At 70.9% G+C, this 18,177-nt stretch carries 18 protein-coding genes and 1 pseudogene; 11 read left to right on the top strand and 8 right to left on the bottom strand.

Annotated elements, in window-relative coordinates; genetic code table 11:
* The first annotated feature begins 100 nt into the window (after positions 1-100).
* The 4 genes and pseudogenes from IE217_RS23525 to IE217_RS34890 form a co-directional block, all read left to right on the top strand.
* Complete coding sequence (locus IE217_RS23525) at positions 101-664, top strand: TetR/AcrR family transcriptional regulator (protein WP_190179903.1); 564 nt, start codon at positions 101-103, stop codon at positions 662-664.
* Complete coding sequence (locus IE217_RS23520; RefSeq protein WP_190179902.1) at positions 661-1,554, top strand: aldo/keto reductase; 894 nt, start codon at positions 661-663, stop codon at positions 1,552-1,554. The genes IE217_RS23525 and IE217_RS23520 overlap by 4 nt, the downstream gene beginning before the upstream one ends.
* A 149-nt stretch (positions 1,555-1,703) precedes the next feature.
* A complete protein-coding gene (locus IE217_RS23515; protein WP_190179901.1) occupies positions 1,704-2,732 on the top strand; it encodes an NADPH:quinone reductase in 1,029 nt (342 codons plus the stop codon).
* Between the two features lie 2 nt (positions 2,733-2,734).
* A pseudogene (locus IE217_RS34890) lies at positions 2,735-2,887 on the top strand (cytidine deaminase); the annotation flags it as partial.
* 29 nt (positions 2,888-2,916) lie between these two features.
* On the opposite strand, the gene IE217_RS23510 reads toward IE217_RS34890, so the two are convergent.
* Both IE217_RS23510 and IE217_RS23505 read right to left on the bottom strand, forming a co-directional pair.
* Positions 2,917-3,342 carry a VOC family protein gene (locus IE217_RS23510; protein WP_190179900.1) on the bottom strand — a complete coding sequence of 142 codons (426 nt, stop codon included), beginning with the start codon at positions 3,340-3,342 and terminating at the stop codon, positions 2,917-2,919.
* A gap of 152 nt (positions 3,343-3,494) precedes the next feature.
* Positions 3,495-4,082, bottom strand: coding sequence for an NADPH-dependent FMN reductase (locus IE217_RS23505; protein WP_190179899.1), 588 nt, complete (start codon positions 4,080-4,082; stop codon positions 3,495-3,497).
* Positions 4,083-4,169: 87 nt separating this feature from the next.
* On the opposite strand from IE217_RS23505, the gene IE217_RS23500 reads away from it, so the two are divergent.
* Entirely contained in the window at positions 4,170-4,658 is a 489-nt protein-coding gene (locus tag IE217_RS23500; protein ID WP_190179898.1) for a MarR family winged helix-turn-helix transcriptional regulator, read from the top strand.
* Between the two features lie 142 nt (positions 4,659-4,800).
* Here the strand turns inward: IE217_RS23500 and IE217_RS23495 are convergent, their stop codons facing one another.
* Entirely contained in the window at positions 4,801-5,247 is a 447-nt protein-coding gene (locus IE217_RS23495; protein ID WP_190179897.1) for a MarR family winged helix-turn-helix transcriptional regulator, read from the bottom strand.
* A 110-nt stretch (positions 5,248-5,357) separates the two neighbouring features.
* On the opposite strand from IE217_RS23495, the gene IE217_RS23490 reads away from it, so the two are divergent.
* From IE217_RS23490 to IE217_RS23475, 4 genes are all read left to right on the top strand, one after another.
* Positions 5,358-6,287 (top strand): alpha/beta hydrolase, encoded by a 930-nt coding sequence (locus IE217_RS23490; RefSeq protein ID WP_190179896.1) that lies wholly within the window; start codon positions 5,358-5,360, stop codon positions 6,285-6,287.
* A gap of 77 nt (positions 6,288-6,364) precedes the next feature.
* Positions 6,365-6,970 (top strand): dihydrofolate reductase family protein, encoded by a 606-nt coding sequence (locus tag IE217_RS23485; RefSeq protein WP_190179895.1) that lies wholly within the window; start codon positions 6,365-6,367, stop codon positions 6,968-6,970.
* A gap of 232 nt (positions 6,971-7,202) precedes the next feature.
* Complete coding sequence (locus IE217_RS23480; protein ID WP_190179894.1) at positions 7,203-8,270, top strand: LAETG motif-containing sortase-dependent surface protein; 1,068 nt, start codon at positions 7,203-7,205, stop codon at positions 8,268-8,270.
* 254 nt (positions 8,271-8,524) lie between these two features.
* Positions 8,525-9,181: a trimeric intracellular cation channel family protein gene (locus tag IE217_RS23475; RefSeq protein ID WP_190179893.1), complete on the top strand. Its 657-nt coding sequence runs from the start codon at positions 8,525-8,527 to the stop codon at positions 9,179-9,181.
* An 88-nt stretch (positions 9,182-9,269) separates the two neighbouring features.
* Here the strand turns inward: IE217_RS23475 and IE217_RS23470 are convergent, their stop codons facing one another.
* Entirely contained in the window at positions 9,270-10,394 is a 1,125-nt protein-coding gene (locus IE217_RS23470; protein ID WP_190179892.1) for a hypothetical protein, read from the bottom strand.
* Positions 10,395-10,509: 115 nt separating this feature from the next.
* Positions 10,510-11,313, bottom strand: coding sequence for an NAD-dependent epimerase/dehydratase family protein (locus tag IE217_RS23465; RefSeq protein WP_229865540.1), 804 nt, complete (start codon positions 11,311-11,313; stop codon positions 10,510-10,512).
* Between the two features lie 246 nt (positions 11,314-11,559).
* Here IE217_RS23465 and IE217_RS23460 point away from each other — a divergent pair, with 246 nt between their 5' ends.
* Both IE217_RS23460 and IE217_RS23455 read left to right on the top strand, forming a co-directional pair.
* Positions 11,560-12,804 (top strand): metal-dependent hydrolase family protein, encoded by a 1,245-nt coding sequence (locus IE217_RS23460; protein ID WP_190179890.1) that lies wholly within the window; start codon positions 11,560-11,562, stop codon positions 12,802-12,804.
* A gap of 313 nt (positions 12,805-13,117) precedes the next feature.
* A complete protein-coding gene (locus IE217_RS23455) occupies positions 13,118-13,603 on the top strand; it encodes a hypothetical protein (RefSeq protein ID WP_190179889.1) in 486 nt (161 codons plus the stop codon).
* A 227-nt stretch (positions 13,604-13,830) separates the two neighbouring features.
* Here IE217_RS23455 and IE217_RS23450 read toward each other — a convergent pair whose 3' ends face one another.
* The 3 genes from IE217_RS23450 to IE217_RS23440 all read right to left on the bottom strand — a co-directional run bounded on the left by IE217_RS23450 (position 13,831) and on the right by IE217_RS23440 (position 18,018).
* Positions 13,831-14,532 (bottom strand): VC0807 family protein, encoded by a 702-nt coding sequence (locus IE217_RS23450; protein WP_190179888.1) that lies wholly within the window; start codon positions 14,530-14,532, stop codon positions 13,831-13,833.
* A gap of 430 nt (positions 14,533-14,962) precedes the next feature.
* Positions 14,963-16,132, bottom strand: coding sequence for a glycoside hydrolase family 3 N-terminal domain-containing protein (locus IE217_RS23445; RefSeq protein WP_229865539.1), 1,170 nt, complete (start codon positions 16,130-16,132; stop codon positions 14,963-14,965).
* Between the two features lie 341 nt (positions 16,133-16,473).
* A complete protein-coding gene (locus IE217_RS23440; RefSeq protein ID WP_190179886.1) occupies positions 16,474-18,018 on the bottom strand; it encodes a helix-turn-helix domain-containing protein in 1,545 nt (514 codons plus the stop codon).
* Positions 18,019-18,177: the final 159 nt, after the last annotated feature.

Genomic DNA, 18,177 nt, shown 5'->3' with positions numbered 1-18,177 from the left:
AGTCGGGGGACTGCCCGCAGGGGCGCTGGGCCACAAACAGAACGCTGATTCTGTTAGCGTGGGACCTAGTAAGCAGAACATTGATTCTCTTTACGGAGGGATGCTGTTGCCCCGGCTCACCGACGCGCGCAAGGAGCTCCGGCGTACTCAGATCGCCGAGGCCGCTGTCCGCTGCTTCAGCCGCAACGGCCTGGAGCGGACGTCCATCGCCGACATCACCGCCGAGTCGGGCCTTTCGACCGGCTCGATCTACGCGCACTACCGCAACAAGGCCGACCTGGTCCAGGCCGCCGCCCGCGAGGTGCTCGACAAGCGGGCCGAGGCCATCGGCCAGTACGCCGCGGCCGACGTCCCGCCCGACCCCGACGAGCTGCTCTCCCGGCTGATCGCCGCGATCGACCCCGCCGAGGCCCGCGTCGGCGTGCAGACCTGGAGCGAGGCGACCACCGATCCGGCCGTCCGCGACATCGTCGTAGACATGACCGACCGGATGCGCGCGATGGTGCACGAGTGCGTCACGGCCTGGCTCGTGAAGGTCGAGCACGACGAGCCGGCCCGGGCCGGGGAGCGCGCCACCCCGATCGCCCACCGGGTCATGGCGCTGTACCAGGCCGAACTGCTCTACACCGCCATGCAAACCCCTACCGAGGGAACAGCGTCATGACCACCAGTACCGCTCCGTTCGCCGCCCGCACCGTCTTCCGCATCGGCTACGGCGCACTGCAGCTCGAGCGCCTGCACGACCGGCGCGAGGAGGCCGTCGCACTGCTGCGCCGCGCGGTCGAGCTGGGCGTCGACCACGTGGACACCGCGGAGTTCTACGGCTTCGGTTTCGCCAACGACGTGATCCGCGAGGCGCTGCGCCCCGAGGACGACGTCCTGGTCGTCACGAAGGTGGGGGCCGACCCCGACCCGGGCGGGCGCATGCCGCTGCGTCTGGCGCAGCGGCCCGAGCAGTTGCGCGCCAGCGTGGAGGACAACCTGCGCAGCCTCGGCGTCGACCGGCTCGCGGTCGTCAACCTGCGCCGCCTGGACACCGGCCCCGGGCTGCGTCCCGAGGGGGACCAGATCGTCGATCTCGACGACCAGCTCGCCGTGATGACCGCCTTGCGCGACGAGGGCAAGATCGGCGCGATCGGCCTGAGCAGCGTCACCCTCGACGGACTGCGCCGCGCCCTGCCCGCCGGCGTCGCCTGCGTGCAGAACGCCTACAGCCTCGTGTCGCGCGACGACGAGGACACGCTGCGGTTGTGTACGGCCGAGGGCATCGCCTGGGTGCCGTTCTTCCCGCTCGGCGGTGCCTTCCCCGGCCTGCCCAAGGCGACCGACGAGCCGGCGGTGCACGCCGTGGCCGAGTCCCTGGGCGTCACTCCCTCCCAGGTCGGCCTCGCCTGGCTGCTGCACCACGCCCCGAACGTGCTGCTCATCCCCGGCACGGCCGACACCGCCCACCTCGAGGCCAACATCGCCGTCAGCGAGATCGTCCTTGACGCCGCGACCCTGGCCACGCTCGATGCCGTCGAGTCCCGCTCCAGCGAAGTACCCATCGGCTGACCGCGACCGCCGCAACCACCGCGACCGGGGCACAGTCATGTCCCGCGCCCCCACGGCCGTAGGCCCCGCGCCCCACGCCTCGCACCCCGCGCTCCAGCGACCCCGACTCCGCCATGCCCCAGCAGGCTCGACCAGGCCAAGGACGGATCATGAAGGCCATCATCTACCGCGACACCGGCGCTCCCGAGGTGCTCGAGTTCGTCGACCGGGACCTGCCCGCGCCCGGCCCGGGCGAGGTTCGTGTGCGGATCGCGGTGTCCGGGGTCAACCCGACCGACTGGCAGGCGCGTTCCGGCGCCGGCCACCCCAAGCAGTTCCCCGAGGTCACCCCGCACCTCGACGGCGCCGGCACGATCGACACTGTCGGGGAGGGCGTAGACCGCGGGCGGGTCGGACAGCGCGTCTGGGTTTTCCTGGCCGCTGCGGGGCGGCCCACCGGCACCGCCGCCGAGTTCACCGTCGTGCCCGCCGAACAGGCCGTACCGCTGCCCGACGAGGCCGGCTTCGACGTCGGCGCGTCACTCGGTGTCCCCGCGCTCACCGCTCACCGCGCACTCACCGTTGCCGAGGACGGCCCGCGCCGGCTGGGCCCTGGGGCGCTCAAGGGACACGTGGTGCTCGCCGCGGGCGGGGCCGGAGCGGTCGGGCACGCGGTGATCCAGCTCGCCCGCTGGGCCGGCGCCACCGTGATCAGCACGGTCAGCGGCCCGGAGAAGGCCCGGCTGGCCACCGCCGCCGGAGCCCACCACGTGGTCAATTACCGCGAGGGCGACCCGGCCGCGGAGATCCGGGGGATCGCCCCCGACGGCGTCGACATCGTCGCCGAGGTGGCACTCGGCGCGAACCTCGCCCTGGACCTGGCCGTACTGCGGACCCGCGGCACGATCGCGACGTACGCCAACGACGGTGGCAGACCGGTCGAGTTGAACGTCCTGCAGAACATGGTGCTGAACGCCCGCCTGCAGTTCCTGATCCTCTATACGGCCGGCCCCGAGGCACGTACCGCGGCCGCCGAGGACGTCGCCGCCGCGCTGCGCGACGGGGCGCTGCCCGTCGGCGAGGAGCACGGCCTGCCGCTGACCCGCTTCCCGCTCGACCGCACCGCCGACGCGCACCGCGCGGTCGAGGGCGGCACGGTCGGCAAGGTTCTGGTGGACGTCACGCACGGAACGGACTGAAGATGACCAAGCGGACCCACCCCGTCGACCAGGAACTCGTCGAGGCCGCGGCGCAGGTCGCCCGTGCCCGCTGCCAGGGTGACAACCACACCATGGCAGCGGCGGCACGCGCCGGGGACGGAGGAGTCGTGCCCCCGTGCGGCCGGTGCCGGCAAACATCGACTCCAGGCCGATTAGCACAAGTTCAGTCGAGGCAGAACTCGTTGCCCTCGACGTCCTGCATCACGATGCAGGAATCGTTGTCGTCGTGCAGCAACCGCACGCGGTTCGCGCCGAGTTCCAGCAGCCGTGCACACTCGGCCTCGAGCGCGGCGAGGCGTTCCTCACCTACGAGCCCGGTGCCGACTCTCACATCGAGATGCACCCGGTTCTTGACGACCTTGCCTTCCGGAACGCGCTGGAAGAACAGGCGCGGCCCCACACCCGAGGGGTCACCGCAGGCGAACCATGAGCCCTTGTCCTCAGGGGGCCGGGTGCGGTCGAAGTCGTCCCACGTGGCGTAACCCTTCGGCGGCGATACGACGTAGCCCAGCACCTCGCACCAGAATCGGGCGACGCGCTCGGGTTCCGCGCAGTCGAAGGTGACTTGGACCTGCTTGATCGACGACATGGGCGCACCATAACAGCGACTTTCGAGCAGCAGGCGTGTGCGTCACGTGGGCCGTCCTCGCCACGGGACGAGCACGCCGGCGGTGCGTGCCGGGCCCGGAGGCCTGCCCAGCAGATCGGCGGCGCGGACCCGAGCCGGTTCTGGTCGGGACCTCACGCAGCCGTGGGCGTCTGTGTCCTGGCCTGGCGCACCCCGCGCAGGGCGGCGGACCAGGCGATCACCTGGTCGAGCATGTTGTCCACGGCGGTGTCGAGGCCCTCCTGCGGGACGAAGGTGCCGGTGCGGAACGAGGGGTGTGTCGAGATGGTGGGCTGGGCACGGACCGTGGCCACCTGGAGTTCGGCGAGGACGAGTCGCAGCGCCTCGGCGGCCCTTGCCCCGGCGACCCAGCCGCCGTAGCTGATGATCCCGGCGGCCTTGTCGTTCCACTCCCGGTAGACGTAGTCCAGGGCGTTCTTCAGGGCTCCGGGGTAGGAGTGGTTGTACTCGGGGACGAGGAAGACGTAGCCGTCGAAGCTGTCGATGAGTGCGCCCCAGGCGCGGGTGTGGTCGTGCTGGTACTGCTGGAAGTTCGGGTTGCCGGGCTCGTCGAGGTTGCCGAGGTCGTGGTCGGCGAGGTCGACGAGTTCGTAGTCGGCGCCGCCGTGGGCACGGGCGGCCTCCAGTGCCCAGGCGGCGATCTGCTCGCCGCGGCGTCCGGGGCGGGTGCTTCCGAGGATGACTGCGATGCGAAGCGGCATGGCTTCCCTCCGGGAGAGTTGTCGCGTCAACTCTAGATCGAGGTGAGTTGAAGTGACAACTCCGCTGGTCGCGGTATCCTCGGCGATATGACGGAGACTCGATCGCTGGAACCCGAGGAGTGGGAGTTCTGGGATACCTGGATGCGCGCGCAGCGCCTGCTCACCAGAGAGCTGGAGCGTGGTCTGCAGCGTGACTGCGACATCTCGAAGGCAGAGTTCAGCTTGCTGGTGACGCTGTGGCAGGCCGCCGGCCGCGAGATGCGTGTCGGCGAGCTCTCCGAGTCGCTCGACTGGGACAAGAGCCGCGTCTCACATCAGCTGACGCGCATGGAGAAACGCGGCTTCGTCAAGCGCACCCAGTACGGGGCCGATGGCCGCCGCGCGGGGGTCGGGCTGACCGCCGAGGGACGCCGCGCCGCCCAGAGTGCCGTCCTCGTGCACGGCGGCAACATCCGCCGCCACTTCCTCGACTCGCTGACCCCCGAGCAGGCGTCAGTCATCCGGGCGTGGAGCGAGCAAGCGGTCGCTCGCCTGGAGCCGCACCGCAGTGAGGCCGCCGGCGACGGCGCGTCCTAGACCGGCGTCCCACACCGCCCGCAGTGACGCCGCCGACACGGCCCTTGGCATCGCCGGACACGGCCTGGCCCGCCTGCGGGACGTGGCGCCGGGGACGGGAAAGGACTTGGGGTACCCGGAAAGGGCTTGGGGCTGCGCCACCTCAGCCCGGCTGGCCGTGGGAGGCCGCTTCCAGGGTGGCGCGGAGAGTGGCCAGGACCGAGGCGATGCGGGCGAGGTCGTCGGGGGCCACCGCCGCGGTCAGTGAGGCGAGTTCGCTCTCGACGGCCGGGCGGGATGCGGCCAGTTGCGTCTCGCCCTCGGGTGTGAGGCGGAGGACGGACGAGCGGCGGTCCTGTGGGTGTGCGACCCGCCGGCACCAACCGGCCGTCACCAGCCGGTCGACGGCCTTGCTGACGGCCCCCACGGTGATGGCCAGTTCGCCGGCGATGTCGAGCACGCGGCATCCCGGTACGCGGTCGATGACTTCCAGGAGCTCGAACTGCCCCAGGCCCAGCCCTCGTTCGGCGCGCAACCGAGCGTTCACCGCGTTGTAGAGCCGGGTCTCGACGCGGACGAGGTCGGTGAAGGTCTGAGTGACGTGTCTCACACTAACTCCAGTAGCTTCCCAGGAATCATCTTCCGTGGAATCCGGTTGGGCTCGAACAGATGGATTCCGAGGAATCCATCCTCGCACCCCGAACCCACCGGAGGCCCGACATGTCCCGAGAGCAGCGCGACGCCCTGGACGCCATGCTTCGTTCCGTCCCTCGCAGCGAGACGCGGCCCGGCGTAGAGCAGCAGCGCAGCGGCTTCGCCGCGGCTGTCACCCGCCCCGCCCCGGAGGGCGTGGTCACCCGCCAGACACTCCTGGGCGGACGGCCGACCCTGGAACTGGAACCGGCCAAGGCCCGCGACCGCGGCCGGCTGCTCTACCTGCACGGTGGCGGCTACGTCATCGGCTCACCGCGGACCCATGCAGGGCTGGTCGGCGAACTCGCCCGCCGCGCCGGGCTGCGGGCGGTGTCGGTGGACTACCGGCTGGCGCCCGAGCACCCGTTCCCCGCGGCCGTCGACGACGGGCTCGCGGCCTATCGCGAACTGCTCGCGGCGGGTACCGCGCCGCAGGACCTCGTCATGGCCGGCGACTCCGCCGGCGGCGGCCTGGTCATCGCCACGCTGCTCGCGGCCCGGGAGGCCGGGCTGCCGCAACCCGCCGCCGTGGTCGTCTTCTCCCCCTGGGCCGACCTCACCCTGGCCGGAGCAACCATCCGTTCCAAGGAGGGCGCCGACCCCATTTTCACCGAGGCCGACCTGCGTGCGTACGCCGATCTCTACGTCGGCGCGGGCGACCGGGCGCACCCGCTGGTCAGCCCGGTGTTCGCCGACCTCGCCGGCCTGCCCCCACTGCTCGTCCAGGCCGGGGCGAACGAGCTGCTGCTCGACGACGCGGTCCGGCTGGCCGCCCGCGCGGGCGCGGACGACGTCGAGGTCACGCTCGAAGTCGGGTCCGGCCTGCCCCACGTCTTCCAGCACCACTACGGCCTCCTCGGCGAGGCGGACGCCGCACTCGACCGCGCCGCCCGATTCCTCACCGCCCACCTGGGCACCGAGCACCCGGCCGCCGACCGCCCCGAACCGGTCCGCTGACGCCCGACGCCTTCCGCGCGGTCGCCGGTGATTTTTCGGCGGTCGCGCGGTCTACCCGTGGACGAAGGGAGCGCACCATGCGCGAGATCATCGTTTGCACGTTCCTGACGCTGGACGGCGTGATGCAGGCGCCGGGCGGTCCGGACGAGGACGCCCAGAGCGGCTTCGAGCACGGCGGCTGGCAGAAGCCGGTGACCGACGACGAGGTTGGCGCGGCCGTCGCCGGCTGGTACGAGCCTTCCGACGCGATGCTGCTGGGCCGCAAGACGTACGAGATCTTCGCCGCGTACTGGCCGACCGCCGATCCCGGCAACCCGTTCACCGATCGCATGAACGGCATGCGCAAGTACGTGGCGTCCCGGACCCTGACGGACCTGGAGTGGCGGAACTCGACCCTGCTGGAGGGCGATGCCGTCCGTGCGGTACGGGAGTTGAAGGCGTCCGACGGTGGCAACATCAACGTCGTCGGCAGCGGCGACCTGGCCCAGACACTCATGCGGCACGACCTGGTCGACGAGTACCGGCTGACCATCCACCCGGTGATCATCGGCACCGGCAAGCGGCTGTTCGCGGGCGGAGCGATTCCCACGGCGCTGGAGCCGGTCAGCGTCTCGACCACGAAAGGCGGCACTGTCGTCGGCGTCTACCGGCCCAACGGCAAACCCGGCTACGGCAGTTACTAGGATCCCGGTTCCGCGACAGCCGTCCCCCTCCGCCCGGCTTCGAATCCCCGGTGGACCGGGGCGGCTGACGCAACGACAGGCGGCTCGGCGGGGGCGGCGTACGCCGGGCGCACCGATTTGAGCGCCAACCGCGCGAGATCGAACCGTGATGCGGACTTGGGCAACTCTTTGCGTTCCCTATAGGTCACCTCTACGAACGCAACGCACTCGTCACTCCTGTCCTGAGGTTCCTATGAAGCTTCGCCGTTCCCTGGCCCTTGCCGCCGCGACAGCCGCCGTCACCCCGGCAGTGCTGCTCGCGGCCCCCGTCGCGTACGCCACCGATGACGTCACCCCCACGCCCGCGGTCTCCGAGTCGACCCCGGACGAGGGCGGTCCCGCTCCCGCTGCGGGGGAGTCCTCACCGGGTGCCGAGGACTCGACCCCCGCAGGCGAGAACTCGACCCCCGCGGGCGAGGAGTCCACGCCCGCGGGAGGCGAGAGCAGCTCGGCCTCCTCCGCTCCCTCCGCGTCCTCGTCACCCAGCGCCGCGGCCTCGGCCTCCGCCACCGCCTCCGCGTCCCCCTCGGTGTCGGCGTCCGCGTCGGAGGGTCCCGTCGAGTGCGGCGGCGACGAGTTCAAGACCGACAAGAACCTCCGCACCAGCCTGTCCGGCCTGCCCTCGAAGATCGTCGCGGGCAGCGGCTTCCACGGCTTCAAGCTGAACGTGAAGAACACCGGGGACCGCGCCTACCAGCGCGTCGACTTCGGTGTCTTCGCCGCCCAGGTGGACGAGGAGGACTACTTCATCGACACCAGCCACCTCACCCTCCAGTACAAGGACCCGGCCTCGGGCACGTGGAAGGCCATCTCCCTGGACGAGACCGACGAGGGTGCGGGCTACCTGGGCTACACCGACGTCAAGGCCCACGAGTCCTTCTCCATCGATCTGCGCCTGGCCGTCGACAAGAGCGCCCCGGCCGGTCTCGGCTACGCCATCAGCATCGGCATGTACGCCGACGACGAGGGCAACTGCGTCTTCTCCGGCGACGGCAGCTACTACGAGTTCGACATCCTCAAGGCCGGCACGGCCCCCGGCGACCCCGGCAACGCCAAGCCGCAGGGCGGCAAGAAGCCGCTGCCCCAGCACCAGCCCGCGGGCAACACCAAGATCGAGCCGCAGGGCCACCTCGCGCAGACCGGTTCCAGCTCCGCCCTGCCGGCCATCGCCCTGGCGGGCGGCGCCGCGGTCGCACTCGGCGCGGGCGCGGTGTTCGTCGTACGCCGCCGCAGGAACGCGGACTCCGGCACCGCTGCCTGACCGATCGTCCGTAAGAGCCCGCACCCTGGAGCGGACACGGACCGGCCGGCTTGACCACTGTGTGATACGCCGCCCCGCCTGCGGGGACGGCGTATCACGCCGGGTTCCGGGGCGTGACACTCCGGCGAGGTACGAGAACATCCGGTCGCCGTCAGACCTTCCGCGCGCACGTGCCGTGCCCTTTCCAGGTGGGAGGCGGGTGAGCCTGACGCGTGCGCGTAGGCGGCATGATCGATGAGGGTATGGAACCTGGTATGCGCTCCGAACCCGTCACGTTGCTCGCCCTGGATCTGACCGGCACCTTCGCCTTCGGGCTGAACGGGGCGCTGACGGCGGTGCGCGCCGCGAGGCTGGACGTGGTGGGCGTGGTCGTCCTCGGCATGATCACCGCACTGGGCGGTGGCATCATCCGGGACATCCTGATCGACGCGCTCCCTCCCGCGACCCTCGTGGACTGGCGCTACTACACGCTCGCCGCCGCCGGCGGCCTGATCGCCTTCGCCCTCAGCAAGCACCTGCGCCGGCTGGAGCAGACGATCAACGTCCTCGACGCGGTCGGGTTGAGCACCTTCGCGGTGATCGGCTCCAGCAAAGCGCTGTCCTCGGGTCTGGGAGTCGCGCCCTCGATCCTGCTCGGGGTGATCACCGCGGTGGGCGGGGGAACGATCCGCGACACCCTCGTCCGGCAGATCCCGTCGGTACTGCGCAGCGGCCTGTACGCCATCCCCGCCCTGGTGGGGGCCGCGGTGACCGTCGGCACGATCGAATGGGGCCTCTACGGTCTGCCGGCCGCACTGGGAGCCGCGTCGGCCTGCTTCCTGATCCGGATGATCGGCCTCCACTTCGACCTGAACGCCCCCGAGCCCCCGGAAACCAGCGAACGTGAACCGTCATCCGAAGACGCCACCTGAGCCACGCTCGGCCCACTTCCCCTCCGGTACGTTTCCGCGCCACCGCGACGGACGAGCGGGCCGCCGGGGCCCGCCCGACGCCCCGCGTTCAGAGGCGACGAGTCGTCCAGTCGTGCAAGAAGGCGAACTGGGGTCCGCGGAAGCGGCTGGGAGCCGGGACCCGGAACGAGACTTGATCGAGCTCGAGAAAGGGGGACTTGACCCTCACGGGCACGACGACACGCTTCCATTCCACCCGCGGTACGCGCATGGCCGAACCCAGCCGCGCCATGAGGTCGGCGAGGAGTTCCTGCTGCCGGCGCAGCAGCAACAGATCACCCGACTCGTAGGCGGCTGACAGCTGACCGACGTACTCGCGATACGGCGCGGCTCGCTCTCGCAACTCGAGGACTTGTTCAGCGACGGCCGCCGGATGCTGCGCCCGCTCCCTGATGATCTCCCAGAAGCCGGGCATCGGCAGGGCGGGCAGGCTGACGGGCCCTTCCTGGAGCCGGTCGGAGAAGGCGCGGCGCACTTGATCGTCGAAGGACCACAGGATCTTCTTCGCGATCTCCGCGTAGTATTCCCAGCTCGCGTGCCGAGGGCGCCCGCCGACGAGGTGGGTGAGGCCGCGTTCGGACAGGGCCAGCAGGATGGGGTTCCTCAACGAGTAAGGCGTGTACGGCAGTCCTGTGCGGGCAGCGAGTGCGAGGTAGAAGAAGGTGCGGAACACCATCGGGTCGGTGCGGCCGGGCTCGGGGGCGTAGCCGGGAAGTCCGGCGCGTTGCATCTCCTCGTGGAGGAAGCCGTAGATGTGCGACAGGTGCAGGGGCTCGCCGGTGCGGCGGCTGCGGGACGCGTGGAACGCGATGCTGTACAGACCGCGGTCGAGCTCCTCACCGCCGCTCATCGCCTCGGACAGTCGCCGCAAGACCTGCTCGCGGTCCGCGCCGATGCCGACTCCTCTGAGGAGTCCGGGGAAGAGCTCGGAGATCTCCTCCACCACGGGTGCGTGATATCCCCGTTCCCCGTCGACGTAGACCGCTTCGTGGAGGATCAGGGACTCGACCAGGTTGGACATGCCGCGGTCGATGAGATCGTCGGCCCACTCCTTGGTCGCCCAGTAGCACTCCCGCCTCACCGGCTCCGAGGCCATGGGAAGGCAGGTGAAGAGTGTCGTGTTGTCCATGAGAACCGAGTTGGGACGGATCGCCCCGGCATCGTCGACCTGCATCACGGCTCCTTCGGATGAACGGAGTTGGGCCCGCGCCCCTGCATCTGCACAAGAACAGCCCTGCCCGTCCGCCTGAGGACCGGGCAGGTCTTCCACGAAGAGTTGCGCCTACGGGTCAGGTCCTGAGGTGCTTGAGCGTGAACTCGGGCAGGGCGTAGGGGCCGGCCTGGGGTGCGGCGGGGTCGGTGGGGAGGTCCGCTCCCCGGATCTCGGCGGCGTGGAGTCGGGCGTCGTCGACGGGGACGTAGGCCAGTACCGCTGGGTCGGGAAGCTCCCAGAAGCGGCGGGAGTTGGCGGAGACGGCGTACACCGTGGCGAACCGCGTGGACGGCGGAGCGGTCAGCGCCGCCCGGATGTAGCCGACGGCGTCGCGCGGGCTCAGCCAGGTCGCCAGATGCCGGGGCTCGGTGGGCACTTGCTCGAAGCTGCCGATGCGCAGGCAGATCACGGACAGGCCGAACTTGTCGGCGTACAGCCGCCCGAGGGCCTCGACGGCCGCCTTGCTCACCCCGTACAGGCCGTCGGGGCGCACCGGATCGTGCGGACCGGTGACATGCGCCGTGGGGTAGAAGCCCGTCACGCGGTTGCTGCCGGCCAGCACCACCCGCTCGATTCCCGTGCGCCGCGCCGCCTCCAGGACGTGGTGGGTGCCGAGCACGTTGGCTTCGAGCAGCTCCGGAAGCGGCGCCTCGTCCGCCACACCGCCCAGGTGAAGCACGCGATCGGCCCCCGCGAGCGCCGCCTCCACGGCGGCCGCGTCCCGGAGGTCGACAGTGCGGACGTCCTCGTTCTCGGCCTCGGGCCGTAACGGCACGCGGTCGAGCAGGACCAGGCGTTCCGCCTCACGCCGCAGCGCCTCACGCACCACGGAACCGATCTTCCCCGCCGCGCCTGTTACCGCCACCGTGCCCAGCCCCACCGCGCCTCCCCCAGGTTTCGCCAACCCTCGCATCATCGCGGCCCGTGACGCATCCCCTCAAGACAGCGGGACCGGCGCGAGCGGGTCCGGCCGGCCTCGTGCCGCCGGCCACACACGAGCTCGCACAGGAGAACGGCCTCCCGAACCGTGGGGGACCCCGGCTGCACATGCCCACGCCAGGTGGGAAAATCGGACAGGGACAGGGACAGGGACAGCGACGCACCAGCCGCGAGCCAGGGAGCGGCCATGACCGCGAACATCTCGACCGAGACCGTCGTGATCGTGGCCGAGCGGTGCTGGGACGGGCTGGCGGACAAGCCGTCCGGTCACACCGAGGTCGCGGTCCGCGACGGGTGTATCGCCGAGGTCGGCGAAAAGGTCGAGCGCGGTGCGGGGCGGGTGGTCGACCTCGGCGGGCGCATGCTGCTGCCTGGTTTCATCGACTGCCACATCCACACGACGATGGACCCGTCGGCCGTGCTCACCGCGTTCGCGGCCGACGCGGCCACGGTCATCGCGCTGCGTGCCCTGCCGGTCCTGCGTGACCTGCTCGACCGCGGGTTCACCACGGTGCGCGACCTGGCCACCTTCACCGGCGAGCCGATCACGGTGCACCTGCGCGACGCGCTCGCCCGGGGCCTGATCACCGGGCCGCGGATGCTGGTGGCCCCGCACCTGATCTCGGCCCGTGGCGCGCACGGGGATCTCTCCACCCTGCTCGCGCCCGAGTACGGCCGTGAGATCGGCGTACTCGCCGACGGCCCCGCCGAGATCACCCGCGCCGTGCGCGCGGAGATCCGCGCCGGCGCCGACTGGATCAAGTTCGGCGCCACCGGCGGCTTCGGCAGCCCCAGCGACGATCCCGGGCAGGCCACCTACACGCAGAGCGAGATGGACACGCTGGTGGCCACCGCCGCCGACCTGGACGTCCCGTGCACCCCGCACGCCTACGGCGACCTTGGCGTCGCACGGGCCGTGCGGGCCGGAGTGCGCAGCATCGAGCACGGCAACCTCGCCTCGTCCGAGACCCTGTCGCTCATGCAGCAGCGCGGGGTGTTCCTCGTCCCCACCCAGTTCATGGTCCTCGACGCGCTGGACCACCTCGACGACGAGAGCTACTGGCAGGGCAAAGACCCGGCCGAGCGGACGAAATTCCACCGCTACGCCGACCAACTCCGGGACAGCGCACGCAATGTGGCCGCCAGCGATGTGCGCGTCGCCTTCGGTACGGACGCGGGCATGTTCCCCCATCACCTGAACGGGAGAGAGTTCCCCGCCATGGTGGGAAGCGGCATCTCTCCGCTACGGGCACTGCGCGCCGCCACCAGCACCGCCGCCGACCTGCTGCGACGCCCCGACCTGGGCCGGATCCGACCCGGCGCCACGGCAGATCTCGTCGCTCTGCCCGGAGACCCCTTCGACGACATCGACTCCACCGGCGACGTCGACTTCGTCATGCACCGGGGCACGATCCACCGCTGGATCGCTTAGCCGGAAACGGACTTGGGCCTTCCCCAGTGACGGCGGACCCGCTTCGTGATCGAGCGGCGAGTTCATGGTGGTGCGCTGCGGCAGCGGCATGCTTCCGGCTGCGGACGAACGGGGGAGCGGCACAATGGAGCGGGTCATCCGGCAGGCGTGAGCCCGGGACAGCGGCAGGACCAGACTGACGTGAGCGGCACGAGAGCGTCCCGGCGGGGCGGGAGGGGCCTGGTCCAGGGGCTCGTTCGCAGGTGGTCGCGTTAGTCGCGCGCGGAAGGGGCGCACCGTGGATCAGCCACATCTGGACCAGAGTTCCTGGAGTATGGAGAGCCTGGAGGCCCGCCTGGCCGGGCTTCAGCGCGGGCCGGAGTTGGAGCGCATACGCACGGTTGCGCAGGCTCACGTGTATCGGTCCGCGCAGTCGCGCGAGAGCCGCCTTCGCTGGGCCAAGCTGTGCCTGGCGGCGAACAGGCGGTTCCACGGCGACGGTCTGTGGGAGCGAGCCCGTATGCGCTGTCAGGAATTCGCGCTGCGGACCTGGGTCATTGAACACCTCGGCGCCGACGCTGACCCCGACTGGAACCCTGAAGCCCTGGCCAACGACACTCTCACGGCGCTCGTGCTCGAGCCGTGCCGCGCGAAGCGGCTCGCAGCCGGCTGGCGAGACCTCCCGATCGAGCAGATCGGCGAACTGCGCCGGCACAAGAATCTCACCGCGCACATCGGCCGACTCATGCCCAGCCTTCCCCCTGGCCCGAACAGAGATCGTCTCGCAAGCTGGGTGTCCGTGCGCCCGCACTTGCCCTGAACCCGGGGTGGTTGGGCTGGCCGGCGGCGTATCGGGACGCCGGCCAGGCCTCGTTGCGACCACTGAGCCAGGCCGACTGGACCTCCCATCGACGCCTGGGCGCGGGGCGACGGCAGCGGGCGCCGGCTCGTCGAGCCCCTGGAAGCGGCCACCGCACCGCGGAGAACCACCGTGCTCCGCCGAGTTGTCGGGCGCCTTCCTGCCACGGACGAGCCTGTGACCAATGATCAGCTCCGGTCGGCGGCGGCGGCCGCCGCGGCGCGTGCCTCGCCCTTGCGCCGTGCCCGTTTGCCGTAGACGGCCGTCCACACGGCGAGAGCGCCGAGCGTGCCGTAGATCAGAACGGGGCTGAGGACCACCATGGTGTCGGTGCTCAGCGCGTAGGTCAGCGCGATGCGGACGACCGCCTCGACGCAGTAGGCCACGCCCCACACCGCGGTCATCGTCCGTATGGTCGTGCGAAAGCCTGCCAGTCGCCACAGGCCGTTCCACCAGGCGGTGCTCGCGGCGGTGCCGTCGGTGGTGAACTTGCGGCCGAAGTAGAACATGAGCGGCCGACGGGCCTGCAACGTCGCCAGGCACAGCAGGCCGAACAGCCCGGTGACGGCCGAGTCCTTGAACAGCAGGGCCCGCGCCGAGTGCGGGCCGACGAGTGAGACCACGGCCGTGATGACCAGGAACACCAGGGTCACGACGGCGAATTCGTCCAGACGGCGCCGCCACGCGACGTGGACGACGCTGTCGAGCATCGGCCAGGCACCGGACGCGAGCAGGGCGGTGAACTCGCTCCACCCCTGATCGCGCAGGGCCTTGTACGTCAGGATCGGCGCCACGACGTTCAGCACGATCGTGAGAACCCAGCCGCCTATCGCGTTGCCCCGGGACCGGGCGGGTCGCCTGGGGCGTTCGTCCACCAGCGCGGTCCGCACGTCCTGTGCTGTTGTCGCATGCGTGCCATATTGCCCATCAGGCATTGTTCCCCCTGGGATCGCTGTTGCCGTAACCGGCCGAGAACGTCGAAGTGGGTGTGCGGCGGTGACCGTGGTCAGCAGGTCACTCTTCCGCTCCGCACGCCCCACCGGGCCGGGCGCGAGCTCTCCCGAGCAAGATCCTTCTTGGTGAACGCGTGCCGCGCTCCACCCCGTGGGACGTTTCCTCGACTGTCACAGGGAGCGCCTACCCCCGCCGCAGGGGTTGACGGCATGTCAACCCCGCGCTTTTGATACCCGCTTGGCGCGCCACCGGGCCGGAGCCCATGGAGGCCGTCAGGCCCCCGCTCTGTCGCTGCTCAACCTGCTGCGGGTGCGCGGCCGCACGCTGCTGGGCGCCGCCGGGCTGGCGCTCCGCCGACGCCGTGCGTCAGCCGCAGTGCAGCAGGCCGGCCTTCTGCTTGGCGGCGAGGACGCGGTGCACGCTCGTGTCCACCTGCTTGCTGAAGGCCGAACTCTGCGCCATCCGGGCCTGGACGGCCTTGACCATGGCGGGGATCAGGTTGGGTTCGACGGTCAGGACCTGGTTCCCGCCTGCCGACAGGAACCGCACGGCACGGTCACCCGGCGGCACCTTCTTCACCGCGACCGCGTTGCCGATGTCGTCCGAGACGACCACGCCCTGGAAATTGAACGTCTTGCGCAGCAAACCCTGGATCACGGTGGACGAGAACACCGCCTGATGCTTGGCGTCGATCTTGGTGTAGGTGGCGGAGGAGATCATCACGAAGGGGATGCCGGCCTTGATCGCCGAACTGAAGGGGGTGAGGCTCGAGCTCTTGGGCGTGGTCACCGAGTCCACGACGCCGGCGGTGGTGTCGGTGTTGCCGCGGACGTTGCCGAGGCCCGGGAAGTGCTTGACCGTGGCCAGTACGCCGGACTGCGCGAAACCCGCGGCGAACGCGTCGCTGTGCGGGGTGACCGTCGCGGCCGTGTGACCGAACTCGCGGTCGTACGCCCCGATCGGTGCGTTGTTCTTGCCGAGACTGGCCGGGACGACGTCGGCGACGGGCGCGAGGTTGAGGTTCACACCGGCCGCTTTGAGCTGCTTGGCCCATACGGCGGCACTGTCGCGCAGCTTCGTGGTCGTCCAGGTGCCCTGCACCAGCGCGCTCGGCATCGTCGAGAATCCGGGGCCGGACAGCACTTGCACCCGGCCGCCCTCCTGGTCGGTCGAGATCAGAAGTCCCACGCGGTGCCCCGCCACGGTGTCGGACTTCGCCTGGAGGCCGTTGACGACGGTCTTCGTGGCCTGCGTGCCCTTGGTACTGCGCCCGGCGAGGAAGACCGAACCCACGTGGTACTGGTGCAGAACGGCGATGCGTTTCTGGTCCGGCGTCGCCGCGTTGATCCCGCCCATGAACAACTGGCCGACCCGCTGCGCACTCGTCATCGCCCCGTAGACGCTGTTGACGCAGGTCGCCGCGCTGTTCCCGGCCGCGGTGCCGGCTGCCGCCGGTTCTGCCGGGGCCGCTGCCGCCGGTTCGGCCGATGCCGCGGGAGAATACGCACCTGCCAGACTCGCCGCGGTCAGGGACACGGCCACGAGCGGTACGGACCAGGCGGCGTACACCCTCGACTTGCGGCACGGTGAGTGTTGCGGTCTCATGCGGAGTCCCCTTCCGGCGGACCGGCCGTCTGCAAGGCGCGCAGGATCGCCCATCACTACGAATCAAAGCTACCCCCATTCGGCGGATCTCTCCTCGGGTGGAGGAACCGGGCCGCCTCCGCACCGCCGGGCAGCCTCCGCACCGCCGGGCCGCGAGCACCCGCCGGCGCGCGGCCGACCCGGCCGCCTCCGACCGCCCGGCGCCCCCGCCGGCACGGGGAACTGCCCGGGGCCTGCCCAACGGCCGTTCCGCCCCGCCGCAGCCAGCGTCATCACGCGCTTCCGGAGAGGCCGGCGAAGTGGCGCGGCGCGCCGGTCGGCTCGGCCAGTTCGAGGGCGCGCAGTGCGAGCCATTGGTCGTGGATGGCGCTGGGGGACCGCAGAAGCGAGCGTTCGAGCAGTGCTTCGCTACGGGCCAGACGCTTGCGCACGGCGGATGCCGAGATGGACAGCGCGGTCGCGGTGGGGCCGATGTGTGCGTCGAGGCGCAGCCAGGTGGTGAGGGTTTCCGCGATGCACGCTGGGACGCCGGGAGCGGTGACAGGACGCACCTGTTGCTGGGCCCACTGCCCGACGCGGGGCAGCGACAGGAGTTCGTCCAAGGTGGGCAACGTCTCCCTCGCCCGTGCGGCATCGCCCTCCGGCGGGGGCGGGACCTCGGCGGCGATGGCGCGCAGAGCGAGTGCCAGTGCGGCTTGGTTGGCGAGCCGGTGCAGGTCTGAGCCGAGCAGTTCCTGGATGCATGTCAGGCGCGCGCTCAGGGTGTTGCGGTGAATGTTCAGGTGGGCCGTCGCACGGGAGTGGAAACTGAGCCATGACGCGGCGGTGGCCAGCAGTTCGGCACTGTCGGGGTCCTGGGCCCGCCTGGCGCGGTGGTTGCGGATCGGTGAGATGAAGGCCTCGGCCCAGGCCGCGGCGGCAGGACCGATGGTCAGTGCCAGGTCGGGGTTGGCCGCGAACGAGGCCTGACGTTCGGGGCGGCCGCGTGCGGCGGCGAGAGCATGGAAGGCCTGCGCATAGCCGGTGGCGGTTTCCCGCAGGGGGACGGCAGTGCTCTCTCCGATCCAGCAGGCGGCCGCGAGCTCGGGGGGCCAGACGCGGGCCGGGGTGCGGTCACCGGGCGCGAGCATAAAGAGGTGGTCGGCGTACACCGGGCACGGCACGATCCACGCGTCTTCGGTCGCATCGGTCAGTTCCCCGACCAACTGGCCGCGAATCCGCGGCGGACCCTCGATGACGTACACCCGCACCATCGCGGGCAGAGCCGGGCGCAGCGCCGCCGCGATCTGGCGCGCGACGGACGTGTGGCCGTTCAGCAGCAAATGCATGACCGCTTCGCGCGTCCCGGCTTCGGCGATCCTCAGCCGTCGCTGCTTGCGCCGGGTGTGTTCCGCCAGCCAGGTCAGACTCAGCACGGATGTGGCATCCGCGAGCAGGAGCGGCAGTTCAGGTGGTACCGGATGGGGCACGACGGCAGCGAGCAGGGGCGCGGCGGCCCCCTGCGATCCGTCGAGGGGAAGGACGATGCAGGTGAGTCCGTCCTGGTCGATGGCAACGGACCCCAGCCGCCGCTCAGCCAACTCTCGCGCACCGCGCAGCGCGAGACCACGCTCGGCGTCGCGGAGGGGAGCCTGGGGCGGGTGGGCCGGAGCACCCGCGGAGTTCGTCAAGAAGACGGTGGCGCCGGTGCGGCCCGCGATCCAGTGAAGCACCGGCCCAGTGCCGCCCTTGCGGGCGGCACGCTGCATACCCAGCACGTCGTCGGCCCGTCGAATCCGCCCGGCAGCCGCCGTGCCCGCACGCAGATCATCGTCCATACCGCCCCCCGGCAGACTCGCAAGTCCGGCTCAGCCGCAGAGTAGGCAGGGTGCTGGCAGGGGCACAACAAGGCTCGCTGTGCAGACCGACACAGGGGCCGATTCACAGTGCGAACAGGCCCTTCCACCACCCGCAGCCGTCCTGGCGTTCTGGTGTGC

Origin of the sequence: Streptomyces naganishii JCM 4654 (assembly GCF_014650575.1) — a bacterium.
GTDB lineage: Bacteria > Actinomycetota > Actinomycetes > Streptomycetales > Streptomycetaceae > Streptomyces > Streptomyces naganishii.
Note: the sequence above shows the minus strand (reverse complement) of the source record. Positions and strands in the feature narration are given on the sequence as shown.

Bases quoted from the DNA above. Each gene is read 5' to 3' on its own strand.
- IE217_RS23525 (WP_190179903.1), top strand. From the start codon at position 101: ATGCTGTTGCCCCGGCTCACCGACGCGCGCAAGGAGCTCCGGCGTACT.
- IE217_RS23520 (WP_190179902.1), top strand. From the start codon at position 661: ATGACCACCAGTACCGCTCCGTTCGCCGCCCGCACCGTCTTCCGCATC.
- IE217_RS23515 (WP_190179901.1), top strand. From the start codon at position 1,704: ATGAAGGCCATCATCTACCGCGACACCGGCGCTCCCGAGGTGCTCGAG.
- IE217_RS23510 (WP_190179900.1), bottom strand. From the start codon at position 3,342: ATGTCGTCGATCAAGCAGGTCCAAGTCACCTTCGACTGCGCGGAACCC.
- IE217_RS23505 (WP_190179899.1), bottom strand. From the start codon at position 4,082: ATGCCGCTTCGCATCGCAGTCATCCTCGGAAGCACCCGCCCCGGACGC.
- IE217_RS23500 (WP_190179898.1), top strand. From the start codon at position 4,170: ATGACGGAGACTCGATCGCTGGAACCCGAGGAGTGGGAGTTCTGGGAT.
- IE217_RS23490 (WP_190179896.1), top strand. From the start codon at position 5,358: ATGTCCCGAGAGCAGCGCGACGCCCTGGACGCCATGCTTCGTTCCGTC.
- IE217_RS23485 (WP_190179895.1), top strand. From the start codon at position 6,365: ATGCGCGAGATCATCGTTTGCACGTTCCTGACGCTGGACGGCGTGATG.
- IE217_RS23480 (WP_190179894.1), top strand. From the start codon at position 7,203: ATGAAGCTTCGCCGTTCCCTGGCCCTTGCCGCCGCGACAGCCGCCGTC.
- IE217_RS23475 (WP_190179893.1), top strand. From the start codon at position 8,525: ATGCGCTCCGAACCCGTCACGTTGCTCGCCCTGGATCTGACCGGCACC.
- IE217_RS23470 (WP_190179892.1), bottom strand. From the start codon at position 10,394: ATGCAGGTCGACGATGCCGGGGCGATCCGTCCCAACTCGGTTCTCATG.
- IE217_RS23460 (WP_190179890.1), top strand. From the start codon at position 11,560: ATGACCGCGAACATCTCGACCGAGACCGTCGTGATCGTGGCCGAGCGG.
- IE217_RS23455 (WP_190179889.1), top strand. From the start codon at position 13,118: ATGGAGAGCCTGGAGGCCCGCCTGGCCGGGCTTCAGCGCGGGCCGGAG.
- IE217_RS23440 (WP_190179886.1), bottom strand. From the start codon at position 18,018: ATGGACGATGATCTGCGTGCGGGCACGGCGGCTGCCGGGCGGATTCGA.